16 protein-coding genes are annotated in these 17,643 nt (G+C 46.3%); 9 read left to right on the top strand and 7 right to left on the bottom strand.

Going from position 1 to position 17,643, the window contains the following annotated elements; genetic code table 11:
• Window positions 1–777, bottom strand: a 777-nt coding sequence (locus GF401_09510; protein ID MBD3345285.1) for a BON domain-containing protein, incomplete at its 3' end; no start/stop codon positions are given.
• 238 nt (window positions 778–1,015) lie between these two features.
• Here GF401_09510 and GF401_09505 point away from each other — a divergent pair.
• Genes GF401_09505 through GF401_09490 form a run of 4 tightly spaced genes read left to right on the top strand, consistent with a single transcriptional unit; the run spans window position 1,016 to window position 2,779 of the window.
• A complete protein-coding gene (locus GF401_09505; protein ID MBD3345284.1) occupies window positions 1,016–1,306 on the top strand; it encodes an Lrp/AsnC family transcriptional regulator in 291 nt (96 codons plus the stop codon).
• A 27-nt stretch (window positions 1,307–1,333) separates the two neighbouring features.
• Window positions 1,334–1,780, top strand: a complete 447-nt coding sequence (locus tag GF401_09500; protein MBD3345283.1) for a YbhB/YbcL family Raf kinase inhibitor-like protein — start codon at window positions 1,334–1,336, stop codon at window positions 1,778–1,780.
• Between the two features lie 46 nt (window positions 1,781–1,826).
• A complete protein-coding gene (locus tag GF401_09495) occupies window positions 1,827–2,588 on the top strand; it encodes an SDR family oxidoreductase (GenBank protein ID MBD3345282.1) in 762 nt (253 codons plus the stop codon).
• A 26-nt stretch (window positions 2,589–2,614) separates the two neighbouring features.
• Window positions 2,615–2,779, top strand: coding sequence for a hypothetical protein (locus GF401_09490; GenBank protein MBD3345281.1), 165 nt, complete (start codon window positions 2,615–2,617; stop codon window positions 2,777–2,779).
• 34 nt (window positions 2,780–2,813) lie between these two features.
• Here GF401_09490 and GF401_09485 read toward each other — a convergent pair whose 3' ends face one another.
• Window positions 2,814–3,872 carry a DUF21 domain-containing protein gene (locus GF401_09485; protein MBD3345280.1) on the bottom strand — a complete coding sequence of 353 codons (1,059 nt, stop codon included), beginning with the start codon at window positions 3,870–3,872 and terminating at the stop codon, window positions 2,814–2,816.
• Window positions 3,873–3,903: 31 nt separating this feature from the next.
• Window positions 3,904–5,193 (bottom strand): hypothetical protein, encoded by a 1,290-nt coding sequence (locus tag GF401_09480; protein MBD3345279.1) that lies wholly within the window; start codon window positions 5,191–5,193, stop codon window positions 3,904–3,906.
• Window positions 5,194–5,545: 352 nt separating this feature from the next.
• Here GF401_09480 and GF401_09475 point away from each other — a divergent pair, with 352 nt between their 5' ends.
• Both GF401_09475 and GF401_09470 read left to right on the top strand, forming a co-directional pair.
• Window positions 5,546–6,451: an HD domain-containing protein gene (locus tag GF401_09475; GenBank protein ID MBD3345278.1), complete on the top strand. Its 906-nt coding sequence runs from the start codon at window positions 5,546–5,548 to the stop codon at window positions 6,449–6,451.
• 130 nt (window positions 6,452–6,581) lie between these two features.
• Entirely contained in the window at window positions 6,582–9,656 is a 3,075-nt protein-coding gene (locus GF401_09470; GenBank protein ID MBD3345277.1) for a peptidase S9, read from the top strand.
• A gap of 95 nt (window positions 9,657–9,751) precedes the next feature.
• Here GF401_09470 and GF401_09465 read toward each other — a convergent pair whose 3' ends face one another.
• On the bottom strand, window positions 9,752–10,714 hold the full coding sequence (locus GF401_09465) for a mechanosensitive ion channel (protein MBD3345276.1): 963 nt from the start codon (window positions 10,712–10,714) through the stop codon (window positions 9,752–9,754).
• A gap of 136 nt (window positions 10,715–10,850) precedes the next feature.
• On the opposite strand from GF401_09465, the gene hflB reads away from it, so the two are divergent.
• The 3 genes from hflB (at window position 10,851) to GF401_09450 (ending at window position 13,866) form a co-directional block, all read left to right on the top strand.
• A complete protein-coding gene (gene hflB, locus GF401_09460; protein MBD3345275.1) occupies window positions 10,851–12,809 on the top strand; it encodes an ATP-dependent zinc metalloprotease FtsH in 1,959 nt (652 codons plus the stop codon).
• Window positions 12,810–12,888: 79 nt separating this feature from the next.
• The gene (locus tag GF401_09455) at window positions 12,889–13,317 is read left to right on the top strand and encodes a CBS domain-containing protein (protein MBD3345274.1); all 429 of its coding nucleotides are present in this window, start codon (window positions 12,889–12,891) and stop codon (window positions 13,315–13,317) included.
• Between the two features lie 153 nt (window positions 13,318–13,470).
• Complete coding sequence (locus tag GF401_09450) at window positions 13,471–13,866, top strand: response regulator (protein ID MBD3345273.1); 396 nt, start codon at window positions 13,471–13,473, stop codon at window positions 13,864–13,866.
• Window positions 13,867–13,926: 60 nt separating this feature from the next.
• On the opposite strand, the gene GF401_09445 is transcribed toward GF401_09450, so the two are convergent.
• The 3 genes from GF401_09445 to dnaK all read right to left on the bottom strand — a co-directional run bounded on the left by GF401_09445 (window position 13,927) and on the right by dnaK (window position 17,532).
• A complete protein-coding gene (locus GF401_09445) occupies window positions 13,927–15,180 on the bottom strand; it encodes a hypothetical protein (protein MBD3345272.1) in 1,254 nt (417 codons plus the stop codon).
• 22 nt (window positions 15,181–15,202) lie between these two features.
• Window positions 15,203–15,520, bottom strand: coding sequence for a hypothetical protein (locus GF401_09440; GenBank protein ID MBD3345271.1), 318 nt, complete (start codon window positions 15,518–15,520; stop codon window positions 15,203–15,205).
• 95 nt (window positions 15,521–15,615) lie between these two features.
• Window positions 15,616–17,532, bottom strand: a complete 1,917-nt coding sequence (gene dnaK / locus GF401_09435) for a molecular chaperone DnaK (protein ID MBD3345270.1) — start codon at window positions 17,530–17,532, stop codon at window positions 15,616–15,618.
• Between the last annotated feature and the right edge of the window lie 111 nt (window positions 17,533–17,643).

The raw sequence follows: 17,643 nt of genomic DNA, 5'->3' as shown, positions 1-17,643 counted from the left end.
TTTGTCCGAGAGTGAGAGTTTTTCCTGCCGTCGAAGCCAGTCATCGGCCCATTCTTTAACTTCAAGACCGCTGGTATCCATACCCCTGACACCATTAACATTTGCCTTATTCATAATTGCCTTGATTTCGGGAATACTCCCTGCAGCTCCCGAGAGGGAAACGTTTCCGTTATGAACCTTGACTTTATAATGTTCTTCCTGAAGCGCCGGGTCAATTTCAATACGACGTACAATATCGGCCCTGATATCATCATCAGACCGCTCTTTTTGAGGCTGAATTAAAATCTCATTTTCAATTTCAACGATGCCACTTACCCCCTTTGCTACTTTCAGGGCCAGTAACATTTGGCTCCGCGACCCAACAGTGCCTTTAAGCACAACCCGGCCTTTTCTGACTTTAACCGAAATATCCTGTTCCTTTAATGCCGGATCCAGTGCAATGGCCGAGAGCAAGGAGCTTTTTATTTCAGAATCGGTGCGATCAATCGGCCGTATTTTAATGCGATTGACTACACCGCGCACCCCCTTTATTGTCTCTGCTATCCTTTCAGCCCGATCACGGGAAAGCAGATTGTCCACATAGCCGCTCATGATCACGATACCTTTTTTGGTTGTTATATCGATTAAATGAGACGAAACAGCATTATCCCATTTAAGATCCGATTCAACAGCCCTGGTAATCGTACTGTCGGCGATAGCAGAAACCACTGTATCTGCATAAGATATAGAAGAGCCCAGTAACACTAAGAAACCAAGTATCATAATTTTCTGTTTCATATAATCCTCCCTTCACCCAACTGTTCGCAATATCAATGCCAACCTCCCCTAAACCGAACCCTGCAAGCCTACTTTGCAGATATTGAGAATTATTTTCCCGTTTTCGACAACCTAATTCCCGAAAATGATAATCCCATATCGAATTCGGAATAAAAAGCTCCTCATGGATTTTGGCATATTATTCGCATTAATATGAATGGTAATTCAATAGTTACTTCAGTATCCGAATGGGGGAAGCATGGTAAATGCAATATGCTTAATCAAGGCAAACAGACGAAGCATAAATTCAGTTGCCGAAAAACTCGCAGCCGTTGAAGATATCTCGGAAGTCTACTCGGTTGCAGGGAAATATGACCTTGTAGCGATAATCCGTGCACCGTCAAACGAAAAACTGGCTGATATTGTCACCAATCATATGCTGAAAATTGAAGGTATAATTGAAACTGAAACGATGATTGCTTTCCAATGTTTTTCCCGACATGACCTGGAAAGCATGTTTTCCATAGGTTTTAAAGAAAAGAAACAATAGTGGAAAATTTAATAGTGGAATACGGATATGCTTCTTAAAAGCCCGAATTTTGAAAACAGAGGGAAAATACCCCGGAAATATACTGCCGAGGGTAATAATATCAACCCCTGTCTTACCATCGAAGAAATACCCGGACAGACTCAAAGCCTGTGTATCAGTATGGAAGAGCCTGAGAAAAATCTGACTCACTGGCTGATTTTCAATGTCCCTGTGTTAGATTTTATCGAAGAAAACGCTCATATTGGTATTGAAGCGATCAACGATTTTCTGACCTATGAATATATTGGGCCGGGGCCGCAGCAAAAAGAACAGCATCTGGTGTTTTATGTCTTTGCCCTCGACTCGGTGCTTACAATCGGTTATGGCAAAAGCATCATTGAAGTCAAAATTGCAATGCGAAACCATATTATCGCCACGGCAGCGCTTGAAGGCATCTATACGGGGTCCAGATCAACGATACGACAATGTGAGTAATGTATCAGAAAGCTCTTTACTAATATTCTCAGAGAGGTGGTTTTTAATGGATTTAATGTTGAAAAATAAAGTTGTTTTAATAACCGGCGGTGCTGCAGGAATAGGAAAAGCAACAGCATTTGCTTGTGCCCGTGAAGGAGCCACTGTCGTTATTGCCGATATCCTGTATGAGGAAGGAAAAAAGGTAACCCACAAAATAGAGGAAATGGGAAAGAAAAGTATTTTTGCTACCACGGATGTATCTCAGGATGGCGATGTAAAGCAACTCATCCGTCAGATAGTGGAGATGTACGGCAAACTCGACTGTGCCGTCAACAATGCCGGTACCGAAGGTGAACAAGCCACCACTGCGCTTACCTCAGAACAAAACTGGGACAAGGTGACGGGTGTCAACCTCAAAGGGACATGGCTCTGTATGAAATATGAGATCGAGCAGATGCTTAAACAGAATGGCGGCTCGATCGTGAACATGTCTTCAGTAGCAGGGGTTATTGGTTTTGAAGGTATTTGCGCATATTCTGCATCAAAGCACGGAGTTATCGGGCTTACCAAGACCGCCGCCCTCGAATACGCCAAATCAGGCATCAGGGTTAATGCCGTATGTCCGGGCATAATTGAAACAGATATGGTGAAACGGTTCGTGGGCGATGATCCCGAAGCTGCTGCGAGCTTTGTATCAAATGAACCTGTTGGTCGAATGGGAAAGCCCGAAGAAGTCGCCGAAGCGGTTATCTGGCTCTGTTCAGATTCATCGTCCTTTGTAACCGGTGAATCGATGATCATTGACGGGGGCATGACTGCACGGTAATGACATTAAAAAGAAAGAGGCTCAGTATGGATTCTCAAAAAGAGAGCAGTACAAATAAAACAGCTCAAAAATCATTTATTGAAAAGGTGGAGCAAGATAATCTTATTTACAGCAAAAAAAAGCATAAATATGTTCCGGCAGCTGAAGCCCGGGAAGAAAAGAGAACGGGGGAAAGGAAAATGAATAGATAACAGAACGTTGGTGTTTGTGCCGGAAAAAAACTTCTTATTTTAATTCGTTTTCATTTCTCAGAAGCCCGAGACGCTCTGCCCGTTCCCGCCATCGATCGCGGGCATAGGCCTGCATATCTTCGACAGTATCCATTTCATCGACAATTTCCATCCCCAGAAGCGTCTCGATTATGTCTTCCATAGTGACAATACCCGCCAAGCCGCCATATTCATCGATAAGCACGGTGATGTGCTCATGACCTTTGAGGAGCTTTTCAAGAAGCTCTTCGACATTTAATGATTCGGGAACAGTAAGAATTTCCCGCTTGAAATCACATAACTGCTTTTGAGGTTTATCGCGGGCAACCCAGTCCAGGAGTTCACTTTTAAGAACGTAACCGGTAATATCTTCCGGAGCGTTTTCCCGATGCACAAGGATCCGGGATACCGGTAAATTTTTATCGGCTACCGAACCAACTGTTTCGGTCTGGGGATAGGAAATCAAAACCGGGCGGGGAGTCATGATATCTTTGGCTTGCAGCGACCTGAAACGGATAAGGTTTTTAAACACTCGTGATTCCTGACCGCGCAGAATTCCTTCTTTCAGACTCAGGTCGACCTGAGCATTCAGTTCTTCCCGGGTCAAAGCTCCTGTATTCCCCTTGCGTCCAATTAACTTGGTCAGGAAACGGGAGAGCAGGGTAAGCGGATACATAAGAAAGACTACAATTCGCATTGTCTGGGTGGAGGGGATAACCAGCAAGCGCCAATAGCTTGCACCAATGGTTTTAGGTATTATTTCAGAAAAAACAAGTATCAGAAAAGTCAGTATTGCTGAAATCAAACCAACCGATGCTTTGCCGAAAACAATCTGGGCCTGGGCGCCAACGCCGGCTGCACCAATGGTATGGGCAATGGTGTTCAGGCTCAAAATAGCCGAAAGAGGTTTGTCGATATCGGTTTTGAAGGCCAGGAGCTTATTCCCCGCTGATGGATTTTTCTGTTCTAATACTTTAATATAGGCAGGTGAAACGCTCAACAGGACAGCTTCAAGCACCGAACAAATAAACGAAATAATAATTGCAGATATCAGATATATTATCATTAATGCCATAGGACAATATTTCCAGCTGTGGGTTGGGAAATCATATATGTTGAGTTTCCAGTTTTTCGAGGGGATACCAGTAAGCATATTTCCGTACCACCGATTCGAACACCTGATCATCCCAGGGGTTCATATAATCGATAATGGCATCTTCATCGGGGAAAAGATCACCACAGTACCGGGGGGTAACATAATCGGGCACAATACCGACGTAATCGGTTCCCTTGCACATGGCCAGCAGTTCAGAAGCCTTTAAAAGACGGAATGGGATTGCAGCCTTCCAGAGGGCAACAGCCATACGAACTGTTTCAGCGGCGCGCACCCGGCCAAAGCCGGACAACGAGAGATACCAGGGGTCTCTGGTACTATTCACTATCAGTGATATGTGACTCGTAGTACCCCCTCGGCATATTTCCCATGGATGACCACGATGGTTTCGGTTGGCAAACCACTCATAAAATGCTTCAGGCGAATCGCCGGATACTTCCAATAACCCCTCATCCCGGCCATCAGCCATCCGTTTATACTTTTGACGAGGAGTCAGTTTTTCATCATGACCAAAATAATCATTGGCATCATAACATATCTCACAATACCCGAAAAAATCGTCAGCAGTCATCCTGAAGAGAGGATTATTCCGATTAATATTATTTAATGCCCTCTCAAGGGTATGGATTATCTCATCACCAAGTTCTCTATCCAAACGCTCGAGATCCGGAATTTGTTTCCATAAAAAATGACGGCTAATCCGGCCGATACGCTTTCGCAAAGGTAACTTTTCTTCAACATTTCGATTATATGCATCAGGGTCTTTTAAAAATGCTTCGATTTCCCTTTTTATCCTCCCCTCAAGCCACCGGAGCAAAACTTCTCCTTTGGGGGTATTGAGTGCTCCACCGATTATTTCGCAGGTATCGAAATTATACAGAAAATGCAACGCTGTATTGATCAATACACTGAATTCGTTTTCCTGTAAAATAAATGTGACCTTAATCCACTCTTCTTCATAAGGATATTCCATTACCCAGTATTCTTCAAGTTCTTCATGAGATTCAATTTCTTCATGCTCGAGCATTTGCTCGTATTCTTCATCGGTGGTATAAGCGGAAATCGGACCTCGTTTCAGAACAAACCAGAGGTTCCATGTTTTATTATATTGTGTGGTTTTGGGTTTGATGGATTCCTGCAGGAGAGTACGTATTCTCGGGAGAATCGAATCACAGATATTGCATCGATATGCTTTATTGTTACAATCGATATATTTGCTCTCCCCGCCGGCCGCTTCAATTATTGCATCAAGCTGGGGAATAAAAAGTTCGGCGTTTTTCATTCATTACCGCTTGAGTTTTTATTGTCAAACCTTATAATAATAAAGATCCGGATTCTCCTTTTAAATAGGCGGCAAATTTAATGCCAGCGTTCGTCTCAGTATATCCACAGGCAGGAGATGCCATTTTTTTGCAAATACTATAACATCGATATCGAATTTGCAAAAAATCACACAAATGTTTCCGGTGTACTCTGCCTGCGAACGTGATCGGGTTCTGTTCCATCCATGGCTGAGATGACGATTTTGTGCACTGAAGGCCAACACATTACTATATTATAACAACTGGCATCATAATTGCTTAACAACAGGCAAACAAAAATCTAACATTTAATCTAACGGTAAAAAACATAAGATGTTCCAGGAAGACCCCACATCTTTTGGCGCAGACGGACACTCACTGTTAACGCCTGTGGTGACATCTCAAACAAACGCTGCATTCTCCATTAAATACGATCGGACGCCAGACCGGTACCAACAAAAGTATGGTACTGTGGGCACTGCCGATAAACTCATTTCCTATTTATACACAATCTTTCGGAATAGTCAAAATTCGAAACTGCAGAAATATGTCGATACATTGTTTGCGCTGGTCTTTGAGAATGAACGTGCTGTTTTGAAATTGCTGAATCATTTAAAAAATCTTGGTTCAGACTATTTTGCTCATCATATGCGTGTCGCTCGAAATTGTGCAGTAATCGCCCATAAACTCCGGTTGGAAACAGGGACCACAAAAAATTTATTGATAGCGGCACTTGCTCATGATATCGGAAAATTGGATTTACAGCATACCCTCTTATTGAAAAAAACACAATTAACCCCCCACGAATTCGAACGGATAAAAGATCATGTCCATTTCAGCGCCCGTCACCTACAGCTCTATAACGAGATCAATAATGTGAATGAGATATGCGCCACCATACTCGCTCATCACGAAAACTATAACGGCAGTGGTTACCCTCTTGGTCTTTCGGGTCAAAATATTCCGGTTGGGGCACGCATTATCAGAATTATCGATGTATACGATTCCTTGCTCTCCCAACGGGTTTATAAATATTGTTACCCACATAAACTGGCAATCGGAATAATGAACAAAATGGCAAAAGACTGCTTTGACCCGGCCATATATAAAATCTTTACCGCCAATATCAAATTGTTTCAGTATATTAATTGTGACACCATAACAAAAGCCACCCGAAGCCTCTTTACATCAAATATTCTCAGCGACCGCGATAAAAAGCTTATGCGATCATCCGAATAATCTATTTGCATAAGTGCAAAAGCCTTTGTCATTTTTGAGAAAGGCCCGACAACAGCACTCCTCAGATATACTTCGAACCCCCTCAACGACCAAGTACTCCTATAGCCCCACGGTGGCATAATGCTTGCATATGCTTTTTTCTATGTTTAACCTACAACGACATATGCAATTTTTGCAGATTCTGCTTTTGTGCATTGTGCCGATAGAAACACGGGCACAGTATTTCGGACGAAACAAGGTTCAGTATGAAAATTTTGATTTCAACGTCATGCATGCCGATCCTTTTTCGATTCACTATTATCCTGAAGAATTGACTGCTGTAAGCGACGCCGCCCGGATGTTGCAGCGGTGGGATAAACGATATGCTACTCTTTTTGATACGGGTCTTTCATCGGGCCAGCCGATTGTCCTTTATGCCAATCATGCCGATTTCCAGCAGACCAATGTCATCTCCGGTCGTATCCCACAGAGTACCGGCGGTGTTACCGAAGGATTGAGAGAACGAGTGGTTATTCCTCTCACCGGAATTTATGCCGAAAATGACCATGTCCTCGGACATGAACTGGTCCATGTTTATCACTATGCGCTGATGAAATCGCTTCCCCGGGGCTTACAGTCTTCACGCAATATTCCTCTCTGGTTTATCGAGGGGATGAGTGAATATTTATCGGTCGGCTCCAGTACTCCATTGACGGCTATGTGGATGCGGGATGCTCTTATTAACAACGACCTTCCAACCATCGAAAAGGTATCCAGGGATCCATCCTATTTCCCCTACCGCTACGGGCACGCGATCTGGGCCTATATTGGTGGCACCTGGGGAGATACAATCGTTCCCCGTCTCTATTACAGCTCTCTTAAATCGAGTTTCCGCCGGGCCGTCGAAAATGAGCTGGGTATTGATGTCGATTCCCTTTCTGTTCTGTGGCGGAAGGCAATAAAAAATGAATTCGCCCCCGATCTCAAGGGAAGAATCAATCCGTCGGGTTACGGCACGCCGGTTATTACGGGTGAAGGGGGGCTCAATCTTTCACCATCAGTCAGTCCGGACGGTAAATATGTAGTCTTCTTTTCGCGCCGCAATATATTCACCCTTTCCCTTTACCTGGCGAATCTCAAGACCGGTAAAATTGTGAAACAACTGGTTCGAGCCCAGACTAATGCACATTTTGATGCCCTCCAGTTTACCAATACCTCCGGAACCTGGTCACCCGACGGCAGTAAATTCGCATTTGTTGTTTTTAAAAAGGGTGATAACTCGATCCGGGTCATTAATATCAATACCCTCAAAACCGAGGGAACCTATCAATTCGATGAACTTGAGGCGATTACCGGGATTGCATGGTCACCCGACGGTAACAAGCTTGCCGTTACCGGAACCGACGGCGGTATTGCAGATCTGTTTCTCTATAATATCGACGCCGATTCCCTTACCAGGCTTACCAACAACCGCCATGCGGAATTGCAGCCATCGTGGTCGCCTGACGGCAGCACCATTGCATTCATCACCGACAATCATCCGTCAACAAGCTTCGATTCCCTGCTGTTCAGCCGTCCACAAATTGCGCTGTACAATCTTTCGGAACAAAAAACAACACTCTATGGCTTCGGCCCCTGGTGCAAGCATATCAACCCGCACTTTTCTTCCGACGGCAAAAGCATCTACTTTGTTGCCGATCCCGACGGTTTCAGCGATATATTCCGTTATTCACTCAAAGAAGACACCTATTATCGCATAACCAATATCGCAACCGGGGTATCCGGGTTGACCGACTTATCACCCGCATTGAGTGTATCAGGCAATGACGATAGTCTTGTCTTTACGGTATTCGAAAACCGGGAATATAATCTCTATTCGCTCACTCAGGAACGTATTGAAGAAGAAGTGATTCAAACCGATCAGTTGCACTCGTTCATTGCAGCAACCACTCTTCCTCCCCATAACCCCCAAGATCCCGGTCTTATCGATACCTATCTCAATAAACCCTGGTTTTCTGCGATAGCGACAAAATCTTATTCAGTCGACGATTACGAAGCCGATCTATCGTTTTTGTCGGTTGGACGGTTGTCCGCCGGTGCGGCAATCGACCAGTCGGGAAGTGCACTAGGAGCAGGAGCACACCTTTTATTCAGTGATCTTCTTTCTAATCACCTTCTTGCCGTAACCGCTCAAATAAATGGCTCATTCGAAGATGCTGCGGGGCAGATTGTCTATCACAATCGCGCTCAACGGTTGAACTGGCTTGCAGGTGCCTCACATGTCCCCTATCGTGACGTACAGATTACATCGGAAACAGATACCATGCTGATTGATAGTCAGCGAACCAGTGTTGAAGAAATCACCATTGCCGAACGTCGCACCTTTACCGAAAAGGCTACCGCTGCGCTTGAATTCCCGTTCAATGTCAATCGTCGGGTAGAATTTTCAACCGGCTACACACGGATCTGGTCCAAAATCGAAGGAACCACCTATTTTGTTCATAACGATCAGATTATCGATTCATCGAAAGAAACACCGTCTGCTCCAAAACCGCTTAACCTTATCCAATCTCCGGCAGCACTGGTTGGCGATTTCTCCATTTTCGGATTCACCGCACCGATTGAAGGAAGACGGTACAGGATCGAAGTCGAGCCGACAGTCGGCACGCTGAACTATATATCACTCGCCCTCGATTATCGTCATTATTTTAATTGGCGTCCCCTGACCCTGGCAGTGCGTGCACTCCATTACGGACGGTATCTGGAGGATGGCGAAAGCGACCGTCTCTCCCCTCTTCATATCGGTTACGGGACTCTTGTGCGAGGATATGAACCCTGGACATTCGACGTTGACGATTGCAATGACGGCACCGGCGAATACGGTTGTGCTGAACTCGACCGTCTCTTCGGCTCCCGTATCGCAGTAGGCAATGTAGAAGTTCGGGTCCCTCTGCTCGGTATCGAAGGATATGGTCTGATCGATTTCAGATATCTTCCTCTGGATCTGGCCGCGTTCGCCGACGCCGGTGTGGCATGGACCTCAACCGATTATCCCGAACCGGAATATAAGGCTTCATCAAAGGAGCGAATCCCTGTTGCAAGTGCGGGAATCTCCACACGCATGAATCTTCTGGGGTTTCTGGTACTCCAGCTCTATTACGCCTATCCCTTTCAGCGCACCGATGAACAATGGAGATTCGGCTGGCTTCTGGCACCGGGATGGTAAGGGGTTAAAGCTGGATATCGGCATCTGGTCTCTGGATCCACCATCCTCATCTCTTAACACTTCGGCACGCTCAGTGCATCGCCGTCAACGTTCTTTCAACCTTCAATCTTTCGCCCACTCCCAATCATAGTCCGCAAGGTTTTCCCGCCTTTGATACCGAAATCAAGTGTTCGAATGGGAAAGGGAATGGTGATATCATTTTCATCGAAGGCCTGTTTTATCCGCATGACAGCATCACTGCGCGCAGAGAGGTAATCTGTCTGTTTGGTGAAAGGTATCCAGAAGCGGAGCTGAAAATTGATCGAGCTGTCGCCGAATTCTTCGAAAAAGAGTTCGACGGTCTGGCTGTCACTTCCCCTTTCACGGGGGATATCTCGAACGGCATCCATTGCCACCTTCATAACCTTGGGCAAGTCGTCTCCATAGGATATTCCCACGGGAATATCAACGCGTCTCTGGCCAAGAAAAGAAAAATTGATGACCGGGTCCTGAAACATCTGCTTATTAGGAATAAACACAAAGCGACCGTCAAAAGTCTGCATGGTTGTGGCTCGGAGATCGATCTCTTTAATGATGCCGATTTGCTCTTTGGTTTCAACAATGTCGCCGACTTTAAAAGGACGATCATCCCTGAATACCAGTGCAATGCCGGAGATAAAATTGGCCGCCATGTCCTGGAAGGCAAAACCAAGAGCAATACCGACAATTCCAACACCGGTTAAAAGCGACAAAATTGCATTTTCGAGCTGGAGGACATTCAGTGCAATAATGACCCCTGCAAGGAGCACACAAAACCGGATAACCGAGCCGAGAAAATTAACCAGGGAGATGTTTTTCAAAAACTGCCCGAGAATACGCCGGGAGGTACGGGCTGCAACCATAGCAATAATTGCTGCAACCACAAGCACGATAAGGGATACCATAATGTTTGGTATCAGCAGTACACCCTGCCGTCCCCATTCCCCAATCTTTTCGGCAACAAGCTCCAGTGCCTGGGCAAATTCCATAATAAGCGGCTCCTTTCGCACTCGAAAAGAAAGCAAAACTTGTTCCATCATAAAATAGGTCTTTGGCACGGGATTTGATACTATTTATAAGCATGATTATAGAAGCTTTATATTGTTTTGTGTATGGGGGGTCAAAATATGTCGTTTTGTAGGATAAGTGGAAAACCCGATTCTAAGGAGTTTTATTATGGGTAAACGTGAACAAAATCAGAAAGAAACCGGAAACGACAACGATAAAAAGAAAAAACAGAATGCATTCAAACAACGACAGCCTCAGGTCATGGGAGGTAATGTTCGTACGTTGCTTTGGATTATTATTGCTGCCACTGTCGCCTATTATTTCTATGCGAGTTATAAAGAGCCCAATCGTATCGATATGGCCTATTCAGCATTCAAGCGGGAAATACAGGAAGGAAATGTTGATACGATTACCATTGAAAACAAACATATCCGAGGCCAATTCAAGGAACCGTACAAAAAGCCTGCCCCGGGCGGAGCGGACACACTCAGTTTTACGGCCTTTTCCACGGTAAATCCGGGATACGATAATGAAGGCCTGATGGCGCTTTTGGAAAACAACGATGTGACGGTTGAAGCCAGGGCAACGGGCAATCGGTGGTGGATATGGACACTTATACTGCTGGCTCCCTGGATTTTGCTTATGCTGTGGGGCGTTTATATTCGCCGTCAGATGGGCAAGCGTATGGACGGCGGAGGTGGCGGCAAAGACGGCATGTCCGGCTTCGGCGGCCTGTTTAACGTCGGCAAATCGCGGGCAAAAAAATACCGGAAGACAGATGAAACAAAGGTCTCGTTCAATGATGTTGCCGGGTTGAATAATGCAAAAAAAGAACTTCAGGAGATAGTCCACTTTCTGAAAGATCCCGATCGGTTTATCTCGCTGGGAGCTGAAGTACCCAAGGGTGTATTGCTGATGGGTGCTCCGGGGACCGGAAAAACGCTTCTTGCCCGGGCCGTTGCCGGTGAAGCCGATGTTCCCTTCTACAGCATCAGCGGTTCGGAATTTATTGAAATGTTTGTGGGCGTGGGAGCATCACGGGTACGCGACATGTTCGATAAGGCCAAAAAAGAACAGCCGGCGATTATATATATCGACGAACTCGATTCTATCGGCCGTGCCCGGGGCGCCGGAATGGGCGGCGGCCATGATGAACGGGAGCAGACACTCAACCAGATCCTTTCGGAACTTGACGGATTTGAACCCCAGGAGTCGGTTGTTGTTATCGCAGCCACAAACCGTCCCGACATAATCGACCCGGCACTCAAACGCCCCGGACGGTTCGACCGGCAAATAACCCTGAACCTGCCGGAACGAAAAGCACGCGTCCAGATTCTTAATATCCATGCACGAAAAGTCCCTCTGGAAGAAGGTGTCGACATGGATGCTATCGCCGGACGGAGTGTCGGATTCAGTGGTGCGGATCTTAAAAATCTGGTCAATGAAGCCTCACTACTCGCCGGACGTAAAAAGAAAGAATCGGTCGGTAAGGAGGAATTTGAGGAAGCGGTTGACAAGATTATCCTTGGAAACAAACGGGATATGAAAATCAACGACAACGAGCAGAAGGTGATTGCCTATCACGAAGCCGGGCATGCACTGACAGCCTGGTATCTCCCCCAGACAGACCCTTTGCAAAAGGTAACGATCATCCCCAGGGGTCAGGCCCTTGGAGCAACACAGCAGCTTCCGGAACTGGACCGTCATAATCTCAACAGAGAATACCTCCTGAACCGGATTGCCGTTTCCCTCGGAGGCAGAGCTGCCGAAAAGATCGCGCTGGAAGATTATACAAACGGGGGCGCCCATGACCTGGAACAGGCAACAAAAATAGCTCGCCAGATGGTTACCCGGTGGGGTATGAGCCAACGTATCGGACCTGCCACATTCACTCAGGGACAGGAACAGGTATTTCTGGGACGGGAAATGACACAACAGAAAAATTACAGCGAGAAAACCGGGCAAATCATCGATGAAGAAATTCAGAATATTGTCAATTCCATGGAAGAAAAAGCGCTGAATCTTCTAAAAGAACATAAAACCGGTCTCGACAAACTCGTTGAAGAACTTATCGAACATGAAACACTCGAAAAGGAAGATGTCCTGCGGATTCTCCAGAACAAATGACAGGGGGGAAACAATAATAGGTTCCCCTTTCCTGTATTACTTTTAGTTTTGTCACCTTCAACTTTAAAGGAGGCGTTACATGCTGATAAAGGAAGCTATGACACCCAATCCTGAGACATTGCTTTCGACAACCTCGGTGATGGATGCAGCAAAGAGGATGAAAGATTTGAATGTAGGCGTATTTCCTGTTCAGAAAGAGCATGCTGTTGTGGGCCTTGTAACCGATCGTGATATTGTCATACGCAGTATGGCCGAGGAACGTGATTCCCGCTCAACAACAGTCGAAGAAATCATGAGTGCCGAGCCTTTTACCTGTAACGACACGATGGATCTTGAGGAAGCCGCACGGATTATGGAAGATAAACAGGTGCGGCGCCTTGTTGTACTTGATGGTGAAGGGAAAGTCGTGGGTATGCTTTCACTGGGAGATATGGCAACCCATTTTAATGCATCGACAATCGGTAAAGTGCTTGAACAGGTTTCACAACCCAGTGAACCGGCCCGCTAAAAGTATCTATCCACTTGGGGAAAACAGGGGAATTGTTCAACTAATGAACAATTCCCTTTTTGAATATACTTGATCCGTATGCAAAATGCTTTGGCATAAAATTTGATAACTGTAGAAAGAGGTGCTGTCAAATATTTTTGTGGGAGGCTTTTTATGAACGAGACGATTGCTCTTGTCGATCCAATGCCGAGTATGCTTATTTTAATGAGGAATTGCCTTATCCGTGATGGATATCGTGAAATCGGCACTTTTTATAATGCCAATGAATTCCTCGATGCTGCCTGCAACGGCTATAATCCGTCACTTGTCATCTCCGAATACCTCTTGCCCGATATGAAAGGCAATCATATGCTGGAAATGGCAAAAAAATATAATCCCGGTCTCAGGGCAATTCTGGCTACCATGCAACCGGTTACGGCAATCAATAATTCCACCCATGTTCCGGTTGTTGAAAAAGGATCCGGCGATTTCCATGTCCGATTACTTGATATGATAAATCGAGAGCTGAAGGGTGTAAATACGGAAGTGGCACATGCAGCCGTGTTTTAACGCTGTTCCTCTTTTCTCTCTTCTTTGTGCAGAAAATGGGAATTGTTCTTATCGTTATAGTCAAAACCGCCACGAGCATCCAACGACGGGTACTGCTCTTCTATTTTCACCCGAGTCACCGCCTGCTGCCAAGACTGGAATCTGCCACAATCCCGGTGTATGCAATGAAAAAGTGGTATAATCGGCATCTTTCATTAGAATACCCGGTAATCGCTCCGATACTTTTTCACCAATAAAATAACCGAGCCAGGCCCCGGCCAGGCCGGCGCCAATAAAGTAGTCTTCATCTTTTTCGATACGCTTTCCCGCCATAAAGGGAATACTTCCGGTAATGAGCGAAGAGCCGGTAGTGACGGCCCCTATGAAAGCAGATTGCCACAACGTCGGTTTCATTTTCATCTGGCGCCGAAAACCCATATATGTCCCAATCACATACCCCGAAAAGGTTGCAGCGGTATAGATATGTCGTTGCCGATAATCTTCGGGTTCTTCATGATTGTTATACACCCGGGCAACACCAGCAGCAGTCAGCGTGGCAAGTGTTCCGGTAATGTAAAGTTGTATTCCTGCACCCGAACTGAATGTTTCCTCCTCGGCCATCCGTGCTCCCCACAAATAGCCGGTCGGTATAAGAAACATGGTACTTAGCGATGCGAGAGTAAAATATCGCTTTTTATCTTCACTGTCTTCGGGGGCATATTTCGCCAGAGGAAGCAGATATCCCAGTGAGCCGATGGTCTGACTCAAATAGGTCATAACCGTTGCCGCACCCAGAGTGCATTTGTCAAAAAGTGAAGTCCGCCATCCCACATACATTCCATAGGGATAGGTCAGAAGCGTCGACCAGGCCTGTATCCGGCGGCTGGGCAGTATACCGCGGTATCCTTTGCTGCCGTCCGATTTGCGATAGGCATATTCTGTGTCTATTCCCGTTGCGTAGTGAAGCAGCAGCCGGATCTGCTGTGGATACAGCAATCCCAGCGTTCCCCCATATCCCATCAATACGGCCTGAGGACTATGCAAAACAATATCCCTGGTGAGATACATTGCAGCAAAGAAGCTTCCACCGGTTGCAAGCAGGGACGTTCCCGTCACTTTTACCGAACCCATTTTGTCAAAGGCATGGTTAAAAATAACCGGCGTAAACACACCGGCCTTTATCGTGGTAGTGCTTAGAAATATGAAACGGGAACGTAAAGCTTCGCTCGCATTCGAATTTTTGTTTGTTGATAAAGAGTCGCCTGCCGACCACCCCATTGCCCCAAGGATCAACAGTCCGCTCACAACGAACGTTCGCATCTTTCCCGCAGCCATAGCCCCCTCCTTGATGGTTGTTTTATAATTCCTGCAGGCTCATCACTTTCTGTTTCATTTCAGATGAAATATGATCGAGATCGCTTTTTGCCTCCGAAATCGCTTCTTCCATTTCCCGGCCGATCTCCTCTCCTTTGCCGTTACCGGCATAATGCCTGACTTTGTTCGCCAGTACTTCTATGCGGTTGGTTGCCTTGAGAATCGACGCATCGATTTCACGGCCGAATTTTTCAAAGGGACTCTCATGTTTTTTCTTAACAGCTTTCTTTGCAAGGAATGCTGCTCCGGTAACGGCAAGTGCCGCCGCTCCAATTCCGGCGATTTTTTTCATGATGTCCATCAAGGACTCCTTTCGATAAGTGAATACATGTTTTGCTTTTTCTTTTACCGTATTAATTCGATTTAACGAATAGCGACCCAGGCGGAGAATCACTTCTATTCGTTTTTGTTAACTTCTTCGTATTCGGCATCGACGGTTTTGCCTTCACCGATCTCCTGTTCCTGCTGTTGGCCTCCAGCGCCACCGCCCGGCTGGGCACCTGCGCCCTGTGCCTGCTGATACATTGCCTGAGCCATGGCATGCGATGCCTGCATCAGCGAATCCATGCTCGCTTTCATTGCGCCAGCATCATCACCTTTGACGTTTTCTTTTAAATCGGACAACGCCGATTCGATTTTTCCCCGGTCCTCAGCACTCACCTTATCACCTGCTTCCTGAAGTGTTTTTTCAGTCTGGGCAATAAGCTGATCGGCCTGATTACGGGTATCGACCTTTTCACGCTGCTCCTTATCTTCGGCAGCATGTGCTTCAGCATCCTTCACCATTCGGTCGATTTCCTGTTCGGAAAGGCCACTCGATGACTCGATACGGATCTGTTGCTCTTTGCCGCTTCCAAGGTCCTTGGCGCTGACATTCAGAATACCATTGGCATCGATATCAAAGGTGACTTCAATTTGCGGCAGCCCCCGCGGAGCCAGTGGAAGTCCGACCAGATCGAATTTTCCCAGTAACCGGTTCTGGGAAGCCATTTCCCGTTCACCCTGATAAACCATGATCGACACCGCAGGCTGATTGTCGGTTGCAGTCGAAAAAACCTGGCTTTTTTTTGTGGGAATAGTGGTGTTCCGGTCGATCAGACGGGTAAATACCCCTCCCAGTGTTTCGATACCCAGAGACAAGGGGGTAACATCGAGCAGAAGAACATCCTTGACCGACTCATCACCGCCAAGAACAGCACCCTGTATACCTGCTCCAACCGCAACAACTTCATCGGGATTAACACCCTTACTCGGTTCTTTGCCGAAGAGTTCCACAACCTTACGCTGCACCGCGGGAGTCCTCGTAGCACCACCCACCAGGATAACTTCACCGATATCATCTTTAACCACACCGGCATCGGTCATCGCCTGCTTGCACGGTCCGACCATGCGTTGCAGCAGCGGATCGATCAATGATTCGAATTTTGCCCGGGTCAGGGTATGGTCCAGGTGGAGCGGTCCGGATGGTGTTGCGCTGATAAAGGGAAGATTGACTGTGGTCTGCATGGCGCTTGACAATTCACACTTTGCCTTTTCTGCAGCTTCTTTAAGGCGCTGAAGGGCCATCCGGTCGGTACGGATATCAACCCCGCTGCTCGATTTGAATTCTTTGGCAATATAATCGATCAGTAGCTGATCGATATCATCGCCACCCAGATGAGTATCACCGTTGGTGGACTTTACTTCAAAGACTCCCCCGCCAATTTCCAGAATCGATATATCAAATGTACCACCGCCAAAATCAAATACGGCAATTTTCATATTTGCCTTTTTATCCAGACCATAGGCCAGGGAAGCTGCTGTCGGTTCATTGATTATCCGTTTGACATCCAGGCCTGCAATTCTTCCGGCATCTTTTGTTGCCTGACGTTGTGCATCGTTAAAATAGGCCGGAACGGTTATCACGGCACTGTCAACCTTGCCTCCGAGGTAATCTTCCGCAGCCTTTTTCAAATACTGTAAAATCATCGCCGACACTTCGGGTGGAGTAAGTTCTTTACCGCCAGCCTGCACTTTTACCAGTTCCTGTGGTCCACCCACAATTTTGTAGGGAACAAGTTTTTCTTCGGCCTGCACCTCAGTATGGCGCCGTCCCATGAAACGTTTGATTGAAAAAATCGTATTTTCCGGATTGGTTATGGCCTGGCGCTTGGCAATGGCGCCAACAAGCCGCTCTCCTGTTTTACTGAAAGCAACAACCGACGGTGTTGTACGGCCGCCCTCAGTGTTGGGAATCACCACCGGCTTGCCGGCTTCCATAACAGAAACACACGAATTTGTCGTTCCAAGGTCAATACCAATTATTTTCGCCATGGATTCCTCCCTTTGTTTATCCTCTTACTATGAAACTTTTCTTTTCCTGTTTGCCCTGAATGCCGCAAAAACCATACCATCATCATCATTGACGGAAACTATTTCTTTTCG

Source organism: Chitinivibrionales bacterium (assembly GCA_014728215.1).
In the GTDB taxonomy this organism is placed as follows: domain Bacteria; phylum Fibrobacterota; class Chitinivibrionia; order Chitinivibrionales; family WJKA01; genus WJKA01.
Note: the sequence above shows the minus strand (reverse complement) of the source record. Positions and strands in the feature narration are given on the sequence as shown.

Excerpts from the sequence above, each read along its gene's own strand:
- GF401_09465 (MBD3345276.1), bottom strand. The coding sequence starts at position 10,714 with ATGATGGAACAAGTTTTGCTTTCTTTTCGAGTGCGAAAGGAGCCGCTT.
- GF401_09445 (MBD3345272.1), bottom strand. The coding sequence starts at position 15,180 with ATGGCTGCGGGAAAGATGCGAACGTTCGTTGTGAGCGGACTGTTGATC.
- GF401_09450 (MBD3345273.1), top strand. The coding sequence starts at position 13,471 with ATGAACGAGACGATTGCTCTTGTCGATCCAATGCCGAGTATGCTTATT.
- hflB (MBD3345275.1), top strand. The coding sequence starts at position 10,851 with ATGGGTAAACGTGAACAAAATCAGAAAGAAACCGGAAACGACAACGAT.
- GF401_09490 (MBD3345281.1), top strand. The coding sequence starts at position 2,615 with ATGGATTCTCAAAAAGAGAGCAGTACAAATAAAACAGCTCAAAAATCA.
- GF401_09485 (MBD3345280.1), bottom strand. The coding sequence starts at position 3,872 with ATGGCATTAATGATAATATATCTGATATCTGCAATTATTATTTCGTTT.
- GF401_09495 (MBD3345282.1), top strand. The coding sequence starts at position 1,827 with ATGGATTTAATGTTGAAAAATAAAGTTGTTTTAATAACCGGCGGTGCT.
- GF401_09470 (MBD3345277.1), top strand. The coding sequence starts at position 6,582 with ATGCTTTTTTCTATGTTTAACCTACAACGACATATGCAATTTTTGCAG.
- GF401_09475 (MBD3345278.1), top strand. The coding sequence starts at position 5,546 with ATGTTCCAGGAAGACCCCACATCTTTTGGCGCAGACGGACACTCACTG.
- GF401_09455 (MBD3345274.1), top strand. The coding sequence starts at position 12,889 with ATGCTGATAAAGGAAGCTATGACACCCAATCCTGAGACATTGCTTTCG.
- dnaK (MBD3345270.1), bottom strand. The coding sequence starts at position 17,532 with ATGGCGAAAATAATTGGTATTGACCTTGGAACGACAAATTCGTGTGTT.
- GF401_09480 (MBD3345279.1), bottom strand. The coding sequence starts at position 5,193 with ATGAAAAACGCCGAACTTTTTATTCCCCAGCTTGATGCAATAATTGAA.
- GF401_09440 (MBD3345271.1), bottom strand. The coding sequence starts at position 15,520 with ATGGACATCATGAAAAAAATCGCCGGAATTGGAGCGGCGGCACTTGCC.
- GF401_09500 (MBD3345283.1), top strand. The coding sequence starts at position 1,334 with ATGCTTCTTAAAAGCCCGAATTTTGAAAACAGAGGGAAAATACCCCGG.
- GF401_09505 (MBD3345284.1), top strand. The coding sequence starts at position 1,016 with ATGGTAAATGCAATATGCTTAATCAAGGCAAACAGACGAAGCATAAAT.